The following is a 13,998-nucleotide window of genomic DNA, read 5'->3' as shown; positions in this document are numbered from 1 at the left end:
GTCAGTCGTCCAGGCCGAGCAGGTACGACGGGTTGACGCGGACTATCTGCCGCAGGTCCTTTTCGGGCAGCCCGAGATCCAGCAGCGCGGACCCGACGCGGATGAAGGAGTCGACCGGCATCGGGCGGCCGACCTGGCCGAGGTCGGAGGCGAGCACGGTGTGCTCCGGCCCGATCCGCTCGATCCATTCCATCAGCACCTCAGGACCCCACCGTACGTTGGCCACTTCGGGGTCGTACATGCTGGTCTCGTGCTCGATGTAGGCGCCGAGTTCGATGAAGTCCCGGCACTGGGCCGGGTCGGAGCCGATCACGAAGTTCGGATGGCTGACGATCAGCCGCCGGACCCCGGCGTCGCGCGCGGCGGTGAAGACCTCGCGGATGTCGTCGGGGGCCATGTGCCCGGCGGACAGCAGCGCGCCGGTCTCCGCGATGACCTCGATGACCTGGCCGACCTCGGGGATGAGCGCGCCGTCCGGGCCGCGCACGTCCACCTGGGTCGTGGTCAGCGGGATCGTCGGCTTGGGGAAGCCGCCGCCGCGGTTGTGGTGGTCGACGTGCGCACTGGAGGAGATGGTGGGGAACCAGACACACCGTCCGCCCATCCGCAGGCACATCTCCACCGCGTACGGGTTGATGCCGCCGACCTGGTTGTTCAGCGCGATGCCGCCGTAGACGGCGGTGCTCACACCGGACAGCCGTTCGCCCATCGCGAGCAGGTCCATCACCGTGTTGTGATGGTGGGACTTGGCCAGGAAGGCGCGCATGCCCAGCCGTTCGCCGTCCTTCGCGGCCTGGACATGGTCGAACTTGCGCGGCAGCGGGTTGGGCCCGGAGTGGCAGTGCAGGTCGACAAGGCCGTGCAGGACTCGCTCGATAGCGGGTCGGGTCATCGTTGTTCCTCCTGCGCGGTAGCCACCGGCCAGGGCGCGATGACCCTTGACAGAAACACCGCCACGATAGCATTGTTACAAATTACGGACTTACTGTACGATAAATGCGACTCGCTGTTCTGACAAGTACTTGTCCCGGCGAGATGTCCAGCGCGATGACCTGCGCTGTCGCTCGAACCCGATTGGGGGCCACGTGCCGGAGGCGACCTATACCTGGGCGGAGATGATGGCGATCTCCATCTCGCACGAGATGGCCGACGGTGCCTTCGGCTCCGTGGGCGCCGCATCGCACATCCCAGCCGCCGGGCTGCGCCTGGCGCAGCTCACGCACGCGCCCAACCTCTCCTTCTTCTGTGGAGGCAGCGGCGCGATGAACCCGAAGATCCAGCGGTTGACCGAGTCCTCGGCCGACTACCGCAACCTCGTGACGAGCGAGTACCACTTCAGCCTCGACGACGTCGTGGACTTCGAGACGGCGATGCGCTTCGACTTCGCCTTTCTCGGCGGGATGCAGATCGACAAGTTCGGCAACCTGAACATGGCCATGATCGGTGACTGGGACAAGCCGAAGGTGCGCGGACCCGGCACCATCGGCCTGATCTTCACCGGCGGCTTCAAGACCAGCTACATCTATACCCAGCACCACACGCCGAAGATCTTCGTCGACAAGGTCGACTTCGTCAGCGGCGCCGGCTGGCTGGACGGCGGCGACGCCCGATCCAAGGTCTACCGTCCCGAGTCCGACGGCCCCCGGCGGGTGTTCACCCCGTTGGGCGTGTTCGACTTCGAGCCGGAGACCAAGCGGATGCGCGTGCTCAAGGTGCACCCGTGGAGCAGCATCGAGAAGATCCAGGCGGCGACCGGCTTCGAGCTGCTGATCGCCGACGACGTGCAGACCGTCGGCGCGCCGAGCGAGGAGGAGCTCACCCTGCTCCGCACCCAGGTCGACCGCGACGGTGTGCTGCGCCGCTACCCGTCCGTGGCCTGAGCGCCGATGAGCTTCCATGATCGGTACGTTGTCGCCGACGGCTGCACGACCCACTACCTGGAGGCCGGTGACGGCCCGCCGCTGATCCTCCTGCACGGCGGCGAGTACGGCGCCTCGGCCCGGCTCGCCTGGGAGAACTGCATCCCGGCGCTGGCCGAGCACCACCGCGTGCTGGCGCTCGACTTCGTCGGCTTCGGGCACAGCGACAAACTGCGCGACTTCGGCGGCGGCCAGCGCCGGCTCATGCGCCGGCAGGTCGCCGGCGTGCTGCGCACCCTGCGCATCGACTCGGCGGACTTCATCGGCACGTCCCTCAGCGGGCGGATGCTGCTCGACGTCGCCAACCGGCCGGCGCCCGAGTGGCCGATCCGGTCGATGGTCGTGGTGGGCACCGGCCTGGCCGCCCCGGTGGCGGCGGCCCGTGCCGTGCTGGAGGACTTCGACGGCACGCTCGACGGCCTGCGCCCCTCGATGGACGTGCTCTTCCACGACCCGCGCTGGAAGAACAGCGAGGACTACCTGCGCCGCCGCCATGAGTACTGCATGGTGCGCGGGGCGTGGGAGACCGCCGCGGCGGGCAACCTGCGGGCGCCCGGACGTGACGGCGAGGGACGGCCGCATGTGCGCCCGCCCGCCCGCGACTACGGCGGCATCACCGTGCCCACCTTTCTTATCCGGGGCCAGCACGACCGGTTGGTGCCCCCGCTGACCTGGCAGGAACTGGCGGCCCAGATCCCGGGCGCGCGGACCGAGACCATCTGCGACAGCGGGCACTATCCGCAGATCGAGCGCGCCGGCGAGTTCGTCGAGGCCGCGCTCGGGTTTCTCGCCCGGACGAAGGCGGAGGCGTGATGGCTGACGTATACCTGGAGTCCGACGGCGACGGCCCGGCGGTGCTCTTCCTGCACGGCTCCGGCGCGTCAGGAGCCGTTTGGAAGCCGGTTCTGGCGGAGCTCCGCGAGCGCGGGACCCGCTGCCGCCGGCTCGTCGCCGACCTGCCGGGGCACGGCCGCTCCGGCCATCGCCAGGACTACTCGCCCGAGGGCTACGCCGACGCGGTGGCCGCCGCGCTCACCGGCGTCCAGGACCCGGTGACCGTCGTGGGCCACTCGCTCGGCGGGATGATCGGGATGACCCTCGCCGACGGGACGCGCGGCCTCACGGTCGCGTCCCTGGCGGTGGTCGCGATGAAGGTCGCCTGGACCGAGGAGGAGCTGACCCGGCGAGCCGCCGGGGCCGGCCGGCCGGCCCGGGTCTTCGCCGACCAGGAGCAGGCCCGCGAGCTGTTCGGGCGGGTGTCCGGGATGACCGGACCCGCCTTCACCGACGAGGATCGCGGCAGCGGGGTCACCGCCCGCGACGACGGCTACGGACTCTCCGGCGACCCTGGCATCGCCAAGGCCGGCCCGGCCACCGGTCCCGAGCTGGCCGCCCGCATGCGCCGGGTGACCTGTCCGGTCGAGCTGGCCTGCGGCGACCACGACCCCGGCATCAAGCCCGCGGACATGGCCGAGGTCCTCGGACACCCGGTCACCGTGCTGCCCGGCGCGGGGCACAACGTCCACATCGAGCGCCCCGACCTCATCGCCGACCTGGTCGAGCGGGCGCTCGACCGCTGACGAACGGACACCCATGCGAATCGAGAACCTGCTGCGGCAGAACGCGGTACGACGAGGCCCGCTGCCCGCAGTCATCTGCGACCAGGCCCAGCTGTCCTGGGCCGAGCTGGACATCGAGACCAACCGGTTGGCCAACGCGCTGATCGGGCTCGGATACCGCGCGCAGGAGAGGGTCGCGCTGGTGATGTCCAACTGCCATCACATCGTGACGGCCTTCCACGGCGCGTGGAAGGCCAACCTGGTCACCGTGGGGATCAACACCCGGTTGACCGCACCCGAGATCGCCCGCATCCTCACCCACTCGGGCGCCTCCATCATCATCTGCGACACCCCCGCCGCGGTCGAGGCGGCCAGGCAGGTGCCGGGCATCCGCGGCATCTACACCATCGGCCTGGGCGACGACGAGCAGGGGTCGTTCGTGCACCTGGTCGCCTCGGGCGACCCGGGCGAGGTGCCCGTGACGGGCACCGGCGACGAGCTGCGCTCGCTGCGCTACACCAGCGGCACCACCGGCGCGTCCAAGGGCTGCATGGCCACGCACGACCAGCAGCTCGCCAGCACGGCCAACTACCTGTGCGAGGTCAACGTGCCGCGCGGCGGCCCGACCTGGATCTCGGTGCCGCTGACGCTGGGGGTCGGCGCGTCCTACGTGACGACCACCGCCTACCTCGGCGTCCCGCTGCTGCTGCGCAGGCGCTTCGACCCGGCCGCTTTCGTCGAGGACATCGACAGGTTCGGGGTCGAGCACGCCTTCCTGGTGCCGACCATGCTGGTCGACCTGGTCCGCGCGCTGCCCGACCTGGACCTCGACCGCGCGAGCGCGCTCAAGCTGGTGGGGTACGGCGGCGCCTCGGTCTCCTGGAGCCTGATCAGGTCCCTGGCGGAGGCGCTGGACCTGGACTTCTATCACGCGTTCGGGGCGACGGAGGCGGGTGGATTCGTGGCGTTGCTGACCCCGGACGACCACCGGAACTTCCTGCGCACCGAGGCCGCCTCCATCGTCCCGGTCGGCAGGCCGGCCGCGTTCGCCGAGGTCAAGATCTTCGACACGGAGGACCGCGAGGTGGCCGTCCGGGAGACCGGCGAGATGCGGATCCGCGCGGCCAGCGTGTTCTCCGGCTACTGGAGCCAGCCGGAGGTGACCCGCGCGGTGCTCAAGGACGGCTGGCTGCGGCTCGGCGACATGGCCTGGCGGGACGAGCGCGGCTACATCTATCTCGCCGACCGGGCGCAGGGCGTCATCCGGTCGGGGGCGCAGAACGTGTACGCCGGCGAGGTCGAGGCGGTGCTGCAGGCCTGCCCCGGCGTCGCCCGCGCCGCGGTGATCGGCGTGCCGCACGAGCGGTTCGGCGAGTCGGTCAAGGCGCTGGTGCAGCGGGCGCCCGGCGTGGAGCTGACGGAGCAGCAGGTTCTCGACTACTGCGCCGAGCGGCTGGCCGGTTACAAGCGGCCGCGCGAGGTGGAGTTCGTGACCGAGCTGCCGGTCGACGAGGGCGGCAAGATCAGGAGGGCTGAGCTGAAGCGCGTCACTGGGACGCACCTGCTCGGCGAGGTGACGACCGGCGGCGACGCCGGTCCGGCTAAGGAGTTCAGGCGATGAGCGCGAACAAGGTGACGACCCCCGAGGAGGCGGTCGCCGGCATCCCCGACGGAGCCACGATCGCGCTGGGCGGCGTGCACTCCCACAACGGCCCGATGGCGCTGGTCAACGCGCTGATCCGGCGCGGGGCCAGGGATCTGGAGCTGATCCCGACGCCCAGCGCGGGCGCGCCGGTGGACATGCTCATCGCCGCGGGCTGTGTGCGGAAGCTGCACGTGTCCTATGTCGGGCTGGAGTTTCTCGGCATGGCGCCGAACTACCGCCGGGCCGCGGAGAGCCAGTCGATCGAGATTGTCGAGGGCGATGAGGCGTACATCGTCTACGGGTTCCGCGCCGGCGCGAGCACGCTGCCGTTCCTGCCGCTTCCCCCGCTGTACGAGGGCACCGACCTGCCCAAGGTCAACAAGGCCATCAAGACGACGACCGACCCCTACACCGGACGTACGGTGACCACCGTGCCCGCGCTGCGGGCGGACTACGGGCTGTTCCACGCGCAGGTCACCGACCGTAAGGGCAACACGCAGATCTTCGGCCAGCGGCGGTTCGAGGACGTGATGGCGAAGGCGAGCGACCACGTCATCATCAGCTCGGACGAGATCCTGGACGAGTACGCGCCGGCCCCGGATCCGCGCCTGGTGTCCATCCCGGGCGCGATCGTGGACATCGTCGCCCACGCGCCCTACGGCTCGCATCCGCTGTCCTCGCCGGGGCACTACGCCTACGACCGGGAGCAGTTGGTGGAGTACCGCGACTTCGCCGCCCAGGACCGGACCAAGGAATACCTGGACGAGTACGTGTACGGGGTCAAGGACCACCAGGAGTATCTGGAGAAGGTGGGCGCCCGGCGTCTGCTGGGTCTCCAGCAGACGTTCCGCTGAGCGGGTCCGGTCGCCCGGGGGCCTACCAGGAGTAGGCCTCCGGCGCGGGTCCCGGGCCGGGGAAGATGGCGTCCAGGCGGTCGAGCGTCTTGTCGTCCAGGGACACCTCGAAGGCGTGGGTGGCGGCGTCGAGCTGGGCCAGGGTGCGTGGCCCGATGATCGGCGCGGTCACGCCGGGCCGGCCCAGCAGCCAGGCCATCGCGACGTCGGCGGGGTTCTCGCCGAGTTCCTCGCACAGGTCCTCGAACTCCTGGATGGCGGCGCGGTGCCGGTCCAGCTTGATCAGCCGCTTGCCCCGGTGCGTCGCCACGTTGGCGCCGGGCAGCGGCGTGCCCATCTTGTTCTCCCGCTCCTTGCGCAGGATGCCGCCGAGCAGGCCGGCGTCGAGCGGCGACCAGGGCATCATGCCGACGCCGTAGTGCGCGCAGGCGGGCAGGACCTCCAGCTCGGCGGTGCGTTCCAGCAGGTTGTAGATGGTCTGCTCGCTGACCAGGCCCGGGCGTCCGCGCCGGGCGGCGGCTTCCTGCCCGGCGGCGATGTGCCAGCCGGGGTGGTTGGAGGAGCCGACGTAGACGATCTTGCCCTGGGTCTTGAGGACGTCCATCGCCTCCCAGATCTCGTCCCACGGGGTCGATCGGTCGATGTGGTGCATCTGGTAGATGTCGATGTAGTCCGTGCCCAGCCGCCGGAGCGACGCCTCGCAGGCGCGCCGGATGTGCAGGGCGGACAGGCCGGCGTCGTTCGGCCAGGTGGACATGCGGCCGTACAGCTTGGTGCTGAGCACCGTGCGCTCGCGGCGGCCGCCGCCGGTGGCCAGCCAGCGGCCGATGATCTGCTCGGTCAGGCCTTCGCCGAACTGCCAGCCGTACACGTCGGACGTGTCGATCAGGTTGATCCCCAGCTCGTGGGCGTGATCCATGATCTGGAACGCGTCCTCCTCGGTCGTCTGGGTGCCGAAGTTGTCCGTGCCGAGGACCAGTCGGCTGATCGTCAGACCGCTGCGACCGAGGTGAGTGAACTCCATGGGATCTCCAGATTCCATTTATCGGACGATGAGTCCTATATTTGAATTTTGATGGTAGCGTTCAGGTGCAGATGAGGTAAAGAGCGCTGGTCCGGCAGGCAGTCACGGTTCTTCGTACCTGAATCGGCCGCATGTGTACCTGGGCCGCGGCACAGATCTGGCCCAAGGAGACTCCTCGATGAGCACAAAACTGTCCGAGTACGTCGCCATCGCGGAGCCGCCGGCCGCGCACAGCTTCGCCGGAGGGGTCCTGCGCGGCGGCGGCGGGGCGGTCTTCACCACCTCTCACCCGGGCGACGGCTCACTGATCGCGGACGTCGAGGCGGCCACGGCCGAGTTCGTCGACGAAGCCGTCGCGGGCGCCGTCGCGGCTCAGCCCGCCTGGGCGCGCACCTCCCCGCACGAACGCGCGCGGATCCTGCGCACGGCCGCCGACCTGATCGAGGCGCGGGCCGCACGGCTCGTCCACCTGGTCGCGCTGGACAACGGCAAGACGCTGGCGGAAGCGCGGGGCGACGTCTTCGTGGCGGCGGCCCACCTGCGTGCCGCGGCGGGGTGGGCCGCCACCCTCGAAGGCATCACCCTGCCGGCGGACGGCTCCACCCTGCGGATGGCCTTCCGGGAGCCGGTGGGGGTGGTGGCGGCGGTCATCCCGTTCAACACCACGTTCATGTTCGCGGCGCAGAAGGCCGGGCCGGCGCTGGCGGCGGGCAACGCGATCGTGATCAAGGCGCCCGAGCTCAGCCCGCTGGCGGCGCCCGTGTTCGCCGAGATCCTCACCGCCGCCGGCCTGCCCGACGGTCTCCTCCAGGTGCTCCAGGGCGCGGGCGAGGTCGGCCGCCGGCTGGTCGAGCATCCCGGCGTGAGCATGGTGTCGTTCACCGGCAGCACCGCGGTCGGCCGGCAGGTGATGGGCTCGGCGGCGGAGGGGATGAAACGGGTGCTGCTGGAGCTCGGCGGCAAGTCCGCGAACATCGTCTACGCCGACGCGGACCTGGACGCCGCCCTGCACGCCACGGTCGGCGGCATCTTCCGCAACGCCGGCCAGCGCTGCTTCTCCGGCTCCCGGCTCCTGGTCGAGGAGTCGATCGCGGACGCGTTCGTCGCGCGGGTCGTGGACGTGGCGCGCTCGATCCGGGTCGGTGACCCGTTCGCGCCGGACACCCAGCTGGGCGCGCTGATCTCGGCCGGCCAGGCCACCCGGGTCCGCGCGATGATCGACACGGCGGTGGACCAGGGCGCCCGCGTCCTGGCCGGCGGCGATCGGCCGCCCGGCGCCCATCCCGACGGCGCGTTCCTCGCCCCGACCGTGCTGGAGATCCCCGCGGATCTGCCGCGCGTGCCCGACATCGTGTACGACGAGGTCTTCGGGCCGGTGCTCACGGTGCAGCGGTTCAGCGGCGCGGAGCAGGCGGTCGCGCTCGCCAACGACTCGCCCTTCGGCCTGGTCGGCGGCTGCTGGACCCGTGACCTGGACCGGGCGCTGACCACCGCCAGAGCCGTCCGCTCCGGCTATTTCTGGATCAATTCCTACGGGGCGCTGGCGCTGGACGCCCCCATCGGCGGCGTCGGCCTGTCCGGGGTCGGCCGAGAGCTCGGCCGGGTGGGCCACGAGGCCTACACGGAGCTCAAGACGGTGATCGTGGACACCGCCGCCGCCGACGCGCCCCGCTGGTACTGACCTTCAGCCGACTCGATCCGAGGAGTGAGCCATGTCCGAGCACTACCGAGGTGCCGTCGTCCGAGAGGCGCACGGGCCGCTGACCTTCGAGGACATCCCGCTGCGGGACCTGACCGGCGACGAGGTGCTGATCAGGGTCACCGCCTGCGGGCTGTGCCACAGCGACGTGCACTTCATGCACGGCACGTCGGGGACGGACTTCCCCTACCTGGTCGGCCATGAGGTGGCCGGCGTCGTCGAGGCCCTGGGGCCGGACGCCACGGGCGTCGCGCCGGGCGAGAGCGTCGTCGTCGCGCCGATGGTGGCCTGCTGGGAGTGCAAGCACTGCCGTTCCGGACGGCCCGAGGCGTGCGCGTCGAAGCTGCCGCGCCGGCCGAAGGTCGGCCTCGGCGACGGCGTCGCCGCGACCCCGGTGCTCGGCGTCGGCGGCCTGGCCGAGCGGGTCATCGTGCGCGCCAGGCAGGCCATCGTGATCGACCCGAGGGTGCCGCCGCCCATCGCCGCGCTGCTCGGCTGCGGCGTGCCCAGCGGCTTCGGCGCGGCGGTCAACACCGCGGAGGTCGGGCCGGCCGACGACGTGGTGGTGATCGGCTGCGGCGGGGTGGGGATCGCGGCCATCGCCGGGGCCGCGTACGCGAGGGCACGGCAGATCATCGCGATCGATACCAATCCCGGCAAACTCGCCGTCGCCGAGCGGTTCGGCGCGACCCACCTGATCGACGCGTCCAAGGAGGACCCGGGCGACCGCGTACGCGAGTTGACCGACGGCCTGGGCGCGGACGTCGTCCTGGACGCGGTCGGCGGGCCCGCCACCTTCGCGACGGCCGACGGCCTGCGGGCCGCAGGCTCGCGGCTGGTGATCGTCGGCGCCCCCAAGCAGGGGGACATGGCCGAGGTGCCGATGCGGCGGCTGTTCCTGACCGGAGGGTCGATCCGGGTCTCCATCTGGGGCGACTGCGTCGCGGCCCGGGATCTGCCGCTGCTCGCGAACCTCTATCTGGAGGGCCGGCTGCCGCTGGACGAGTACGTCTCGGGGACGTTCGGCCTCACCGACGCACAGGAGGGGTACGACCGGCTGCTGGCCGGAGAAGCGCTGCGCAGCGTGGTCGTTCCCTGAGGTCGTAGTTGACAAGTTGACATCCACGGCCGGACAATCAATTCAAATTCCGGACTACTTGTCCGATAATTGACACACACTGAGGATCAGATGATGGCGACAGCCGATCTCCGCGCACCGCGCTCGCTCAACCACATCGCCTATCCGACGTGGGACTCCCAAGCCACGCACGACTTCTACACCGAGGTCCTCAAGTGCGAGCTGCTCACCGCGATCCAGCTGGACGAGGTGCCTTCCAACGGAGCCCGCACGCCCTACCTGCACACCTTCTTCGGCTTGGGCGACGGCAGCGCCATCGCCTTCTTCGAGGTCGACGACATGCCCAACCCCGGCCCTGACTCGGTGCCCTCCTGGGTGCGGCACATCGCGCTCAACGTCGACTCGATGGAGGAGCTCGACGAGTGGAAGGCGCACTTCGCGGCCAAGGGCGTGGAGACGGTGGGCATCGTCGACCATGACGGGGTCTGGGAGTCCTTGTACATCTTCGACCCGAACGGTGTCCGGATCGAGCTGACGTTCCAGACGCGCTCTCTCAACGACGCCGACGCGCGAGCGGGCGCCGAGACGCTGCGGAAGTGGACCGCGCGCGGGTAGCGCACGGCCCCGCCGATCCCACACCTGCCCCATCCGCGTTGATCAGGAGCCGCCCCGTGCTGTCCCGCGAACTACTCCCCATACCGATGACACCTGGCGGACGCCTGGACATCAACTCCGGTGTCGCCAGACTGAGCGGGAAGATCTGGGCCACCCTCTGGAAGGACGATCTCCGGCCGCCGTCGACGGCCGTGCTGATCGTCCACCCAGCATCCAACTTCATCGGTCATTACGCGCTGGAGGAGCTGGCCGCCCGCGGGGTGGCCGCGGTCGGCCTCGCCACCCGCTACGTCGGCAACGACTCCGCGCTCATCATGGAGAACTGCCTCCTGGACATCGGCGCGGCGATCCGGCACCTTCGCGAGCTGGGTTACGAGCGGGTGATCCTGGTCGGCAACTCCGGCGGCGGCGGGCTCGCCGCGCTCTACCAGGCGCAGGCGGAGAACCCGACCATCACCCACACCCCGGCCGGCGACCCCGTCGACCTGGTCGGCGCCGGGCTCATCCCGGCTGACAAGATCGTCATGGCCATGGCGCACCCCGGCCGGGCGATCGTCTACACCGAGGGCCTCGATCCGGCCATCACCGACGAGCACCGGCCCTTCGACCGGGACGCCTCGCTCGACATGTTCGACCCGGCCAACGGCCCGGCGTACGGCGAGGAGTTCGTCGAGCGTTACCGCCTCGCCCAGATCGAGCGCAACCGCCGGATCACCGCCTGGGCCACCGAGCAGCTCGAAGCGCTGCGCGGGCACGTCCGCGAGACGGCGACCGGGGAGAAGGTGGCGCCCGACGACCTTCCCTTCGTCGTGCACGGCACGGCCGCCGACCCGCGCTTCCTGGACCTGACCCTCGACCCGTCCGACCGGCAGGCCGGCACCCTGTGGGGCAGCCCCTGGGCGGCCAACTTCCGGCCGGCGTCGCTGGGCCACCTCACCAGCCTGCGGTCCTGGCTGAGCCAGTGGAGCTACGACAACAGCCGGGCGAACGCCTACGTCACCCTGCCCGACGTGCAGGCGCCGGTCATGGTCGTCTACGGATCAGGCGACTGCGCGGCCTTCCCCAGCCACGCCCGCACCATGTACGACGCCGTCACGCACGACAGGCGTGAGCTGGTCGAGATCAAGGGCGCGGACCACTACTTCCAAGGTCGCCCCGATCTGGCCAGGATCATGTGCGACCACATTGCCGAGTGGAGCAAGTGATGGGCATCATCGACGTGGCCGTGGTCGGCGCCGGCCCGGTAGGGCTCACCGCCGCTCTCGCGCTGGCCAGACGGGGCGCGTCCGTCACCGTCTTGGAGGAGAGCGACCAGCTCAGCAAGGAGTGGCGGGCCTCGACCTTCCACCCGCCGACGATCGAGATCGCCCGTGACCTCGGCGTCGTCTCCACGATGCTGGAGGCCGGCATCGTCGCGCGGAAGTATCAGGTGCACGACCGCCGCGACGGGCTGATCGCCGAGTTCGACTTCGGCATGCTCGCCGGAGAGACCGCTTATCCCTTCAGGCTGCAGCTCGAACAGTACAAGTACACTCAAATCATCAAGGACGCGATCAACGAATCCGCCGCCCCGGTCGACGTACGGCTGGCCACGGGGGTGGTGGGAGTGAGCCAGAACGAGGACAGCGCGCTGCTGACCACCACCTCGGGAGAGCAGATCGCGGCCCGCTGGGTGCTCGCCGCCGACGGCGCGCGCAGCACCATCCGCAAGGCGCTCGGCAGCTCGTTCGAGGGGCTCACCTACGAGCATCGCTATCTCGTGCTGAGCATCGACTATCCGGTGGAGACGCTGCTGCCGGGGATCTGCGACGTCAACTACATCGCCGACCCCGTCGAGCACCTGCTGATCCTGCGGGTGCCGGACGTCTGGCGGATCGTCGTCTCGGTGCCGCCGCACGTCACCTCCGAAGAGGCCCTGTCCGACCAGTACGTCGCGGACCGGCTGCGCGGCGTCTTCGGCGACCACCCCGAGCTGCCGCTGCGCGAACGGAAGATCTACTCCGTGCACCAGCGGGTGGCCGACACCTTCCGCCGGGACCGGGTGCTGCTGCTCGGCGACGCCGCGCACGTCAACAGCCCGATGGGCGGCATGGGTCTCAACGGCGGCATCCACGACGCGTTCGACCTGTCCATCCAGCTCAGCGCGGTGCTCCGCGGCGAGGCCGGCACGGACGTGCTGGACGCCTGGGCGCACCGCAGGCGCAAGGCCGCGGTCGAGGCGGTGCAGGAGCTCACCCACCGCACCACCACCGCGATGGCGGAGCAGGACGAGTCGGAGCGGCGCAAGTTCCAGCTGCAGATGTCGGAGATCGTGGCGGATCCGCTGCGGGCCCACGACTGGATGATGGACGCCGCGATGATCTCCAACGTACGCGCCCACGACCTGCCGCCGCGGGCCGGATGACCGGCGTACCGAAGGAGATCTGATGGACTTCGAGCTGAGTGACGAACAGCGGGACATCCGCGACACCGTGCGTGCGTTCGTCACCAAGGAGATTCTTCCGCTGGAAGAGGACTTTCTCCGGCTGGTGCGTGAAGGCGGCGCGCGGCTGCCCCGGGACGAGGAGCGCCGGCTGCGCGCCAAGGCGCGCGCGTTCGGCTTCTGGGGGCTCAGCACGCCCGAGGAGTACGGCGGGATGGCGCTCCCCGCGGTCACCCAGTCGCTGATCAACGTCGAGCTGGCGAAGACCTGCGTGCCCTTCCGCTTCGGCGGCGAGGCCGACAACATCCTGTACGGCGCCGACGCGGCCCAGCAGGAGGAATACCTGAAGCCGACGATCGAGGGCGAGCGCCTCGGCTGCTTCGCGCTGACCGAGCCGGGCGCCGGGTCGGACGCCGGGGCGATCAGCACCTACGCGCGGCGGGACGGCGACGACTGGCTGATCAACGGCGAGAAGACCTTCATCAGCAACGGCGACGACGCCGACTACGCGATCGTCATCGCGCTGACCGACCGGGACAAGGGCGCCCGCCACGGGGCGACCGCGTTCCTCGTCGACCGGGAGGCCGGCTGGACCTCCTCGCGCATCAGCACGATGGGCAGCTGGCACCAGCCCGCCTCCCTCTCCTTCGACGACGTACGGGTGCCGGCCGGCAAGGTCCTCGGCGAGGTCGGCGGCGGGTTCGAGCTGGCCATGCGCTGGGTCGGCAAGGGCCGCTACGTGATCTCCGCGCAGTGCGTCGGCATCGCCGAGCGCTGCCTGAAGATGGCGGTGGACTACGCCGGCCTGCGCGAGACCTTCGGCCGCAAGATCGGCCAGAACCAGGCGATCCAGTGGATGATCGCCGACTCCGAGACCGAGCTCGAAGCGGCCCGCTGGCTCGCCCTGCGCGCCGCATGGGACGTCGACCGGGGAGCCGACGCCAGACACGCCTCGGCCATGGCGAAGCTCTTCTGCACCGGAATGGTGGGCCGTGTCGTGGATCGTGCGCTCCAGATACACGGCGGGATGGGTTACACCAAGGAGCTTCCCCTAGAGGGTTGGTATCGCGCCGTCCGTGCGATGCGCATCTTCGAAGGCACCGACGAGGTGCAGCGGCTCATTCTCTCGCGCGACCTGTTGCGCGGTCATACCCGAATCGGAGGCCACCTTGCCTGACTCGAC

At 70.3% G+C, this 13,998-nt stretch carries 13 protein-coding genes; 11 read left to right on the top strand and 2 right to left on the bottom strand.

What is annotated here, in order from left to right; genetic code table 11:
• Position 1: 1 nt before the first annotated feature.
• Positions 2 to 892, bottom strand: a complete 891-nt coding sequence (locus OHA68_RS10085; RefSeq protein ID WP_327107372.1) for a DUF6282 family protein — start codon at positions 890 to 892, stop codon at positions 2 to 4.
• A 193-nt stretch (positions 893 to 1,085) separates the two neighbouring features.
• On the opposite strand from OHA68_RS10085, the gene OHA68_RS10080 reads away from it, so the two are divergent.
• Genes OHA68_RS10080 through OHA68_RS10060 form a run of 5 tightly spaced genes read left to right on the top strand, consistent with a single transcriptional unit; the run spans position 1,086 to position 5,977 of the window.
• On the top strand, positions 1,086 to 1,880 hold the full coding sequence (locus OHA68_RS10080) for a CoA-transferase subunit beta (RefSeq protein WP_327107371.1): 795 nt from the start codon (positions 1,086 to 1,088) through the stop codon (positions 1,878 to 1,880).
• A gap of 6 nt (positions 1,881 to 1,886) precedes the next feature.
• On the top strand, positions 1,887 to 2,732 hold the full coding sequence (locus OHA68_RS10075; protein WP_327107370.1) for an alpha/beta fold hydrolase: 846 nt from the start codon (positions 1,887 to 1,889) through the stop codon (positions 2,730 to 2,732).
• Positions 2,732 to 3,499, top strand: a complete 768-nt coding sequence (locus OHA68_RS10070) for an alpha/beta fold hydrolase (protein WP_327107369.1) — start codon at positions 2,732 to 2,734, stop codon at positions 3,497 to 3,499. The genes OHA68_RS10075 and OHA68_RS10070 overlap by 1 nt, the downstream gene beginning before the upstream one ends.
• A gap of 13 nt (positions 3,500 to 3,512) precedes the next feature.
• Positions 3,513 to 5,099: a class I adenylate-forming enzyme family protein gene (locus OHA68_RS10065; RefSeq protein WP_327107368.1), complete on the top strand. Its 1,587-nt coding sequence runs from the start codon at positions 3,513 to 3,515 to the stop codon at positions 5,097 to 5,099.
• A complete protein-coding gene (locus tag OHA68_RS10060; protein ID WP_189138092.1) occupies positions 5,096 to 5,977 on the top strand; it encodes a CoA transferase subunit A in 882 nt (293 codons plus the stop codon). The genes OHA68_RS10065 and OHA68_RS10060 overlap by 4 nt, the downstream gene beginning before the upstream one ends.
• 22 nt (positions 5,978 to 5,999) lie before the next feature.
• Here OHA68_RS10060 and OHA68_RS10055 read toward each other — a convergent pair whose 3' ends face one another.
• The gene (locus OHA68_RS10055; RefSeq protein ID WP_327107367.1) at positions 6,000 to 7,001 is read right to left on the bottom strand and encodes an aldo/keto reductase; all 1,002 of its coding nucleotides are present in this window, start codon (positions 6,999 to 7,001) and stop codon (positions 6,000 to 6,002) included.
• 178 nt (positions 7,002 to 7,179) lie between these two features.
• Between OHA68_RS10055 and OHA68_RS10050 the strand changes: the two genes are divergently transcribed.
• The 6 genes from OHA68_RS10050 to OHA68_RS10025 all read left to right on the top strand — a co-directional run bounded on the left by OHA68_RS10050 (position 7,180) and on the right by OHA68_RS10025 (position 13,992).
• Positions 7,180 to 8,682, top strand: coding sequence for an aldehyde dehydrogenase family protein (locus OHA68_RS10050; RefSeq protein WP_327107366.1), 1,503 nt, complete (start codon positions 7,180 to 7,182; stop codon positions 8,680 to 8,682).
• A gap of 31 nt (positions 8,683 to 8,713) precedes the next feature.
• Positions 8,714 to 9,799, top strand: coding sequence for a zinc-binding dehydrogenase (locus OHA68_RS10045; RefSeq protein WP_327107365.1), 1,086 nt, complete (start codon positions 8,714 to 8,716; stop codon positions 9,797 to 9,799).
• A gap of 90 nt (positions 9,800 to 9,889) precedes the next feature.
• Positions 9,890 to 10,393, top strand: coding sequence for a VOC family protein (locus OHA68_RS10040; RefSeq protein ID WP_189138096.1), 504 nt, complete (start codon positions 9,890 to 9,892; stop codon positions 10,391 to 10,393).
• An 86-nt stretch (positions 10,394 to 10,479) separates the two neighbouring features.
• Positions 10,480 to 11,598 (top strand): alpha/beta hydrolase, encoded by a 1,119-nt coding sequence (locus tag OHA68_RS10035; RefSeq protein ID WP_327107364.1) that lies wholly within the window; start codon positions 10,480 to 10,482, stop codon positions 11,596 to 11,598.
• Positions 11,598 to 12,797 carry an FAD-dependent oxidoreductase gene (locus OHA68_RS10030; protein WP_327107363.1) on the top strand — a complete coding sequence of 400 codons (1,200 nt, stop codon included), beginning with the start codon at positions 11,598 to 11,600 and terminating at the stop codon, positions 12,795 to 12,797. The genes OHA68_RS10035 and OHA68_RS10030 overlap by 1 nt, the downstream gene beginning before the upstream one ends.
• 19 nt (positions 12,798 to 12,816) lie before the next feature.
• Positions 12,817 to 13,992 (top strand): acyl-CoA dehydrogenase family protein, encoded by a 1,176-nt coding sequence (locus tag OHA68_RS10025; RefSeq protein WP_225277732.1) that lies wholly within the window; start codon positions 12,817 to 12,819, stop codon positions 13,990 to 13,992.
• Positions 13,993 to 13,998: the final 6 nt, after the last annotated feature.

The organism is Nonomuraea glycinis (assembly GCF_035920485.1).
In the GTDB taxonomy this organism is placed as follows: Bacteria; Actinomycetota; Actinomycetes; order Streptosporangiales; family Streptosporangiaceae; genus Nonomuraea; species Nonomuraea glycinis.
Note: the sequence above shows the minus strand (reverse complement) of the source record. Positions and strands in the feature narration are given on the sequence as shown.

Coding starts and splice junctions, on each gene's coding strand:
- OHA68_RS10030 (WP_327107363.1), top strand. CDS start 11,598: ATGGGCATCATCGACGTGGCCGTGGTCGGCGCCGGCCCGGTAGGGCTC.
- OHA68_RS10075 (WP_327107370.1), top strand. CDS start 1,887: ATGAGCTTCCATGATCGGTACGTTGTCGCCGACGGCTGCACGACCCAC.
- OHA68_RS10055 (WP_327107367.1), bottom strand. CDS start 7,001: ATGGAGTTCACTCACCTCGGTCGCAGCGGTCTGACGATCAGCCGACTG.
- OHA68_RS10060 (WP_189138092.1), top strand. CDS start 5,096: ATGAGCGCGAACAAGGTGACGACCCCCGAGGAGGCGGTCGCCGGCATC.
- OHA68_RS10065 (WP_327107368.1), top strand. CDS start 3,513: ATGCGAATCGAGAACCTGCTGCGGCAGAACGCGGTACGACGAGGCCCG.
- OHA68_RS10040 (WP_189138096.1), top strand. CDS start 9,890: ATGATGGCGACAGCCGATCTCCGCGCACCGCGCTCGCTCAACCACATC.
- OHA68_RS10050 (WP_327107366.1), top strand. CDS start 7,180: ATGAGCACAAAACTGTCCGAGTACGTCGCCATCGCGGAGCCGCCGGCC.
- OHA68_RS10070 (WP_327107369.1), top strand. CDS start 2,732: ATGGCTGACGTATACCTGGAGTCCGACGGCGACGGCCCGGCGGTGCTC.
- OHA68_RS10035 (WP_327107364.1), top strand. CDS start 10,480: ATGACACCTGGCGGACGCCTGGACATCAACTCCGGTGTCGCCAGACTG.
- OHA68_RS10045 (WP_327107365.1), top strand. CDS start 8,714: ATGTCCGAGCACTACCGAGGTGCCGTCGTCCGAGAGGCGCACGGGCCG.
- OHA68_RS10085 (WP_327107372.1), bottom strand. CDS start 892: ATGACCCGACCCGCTATCGAGCGAGTCCTGCACGGCCTTGTCGACCTG.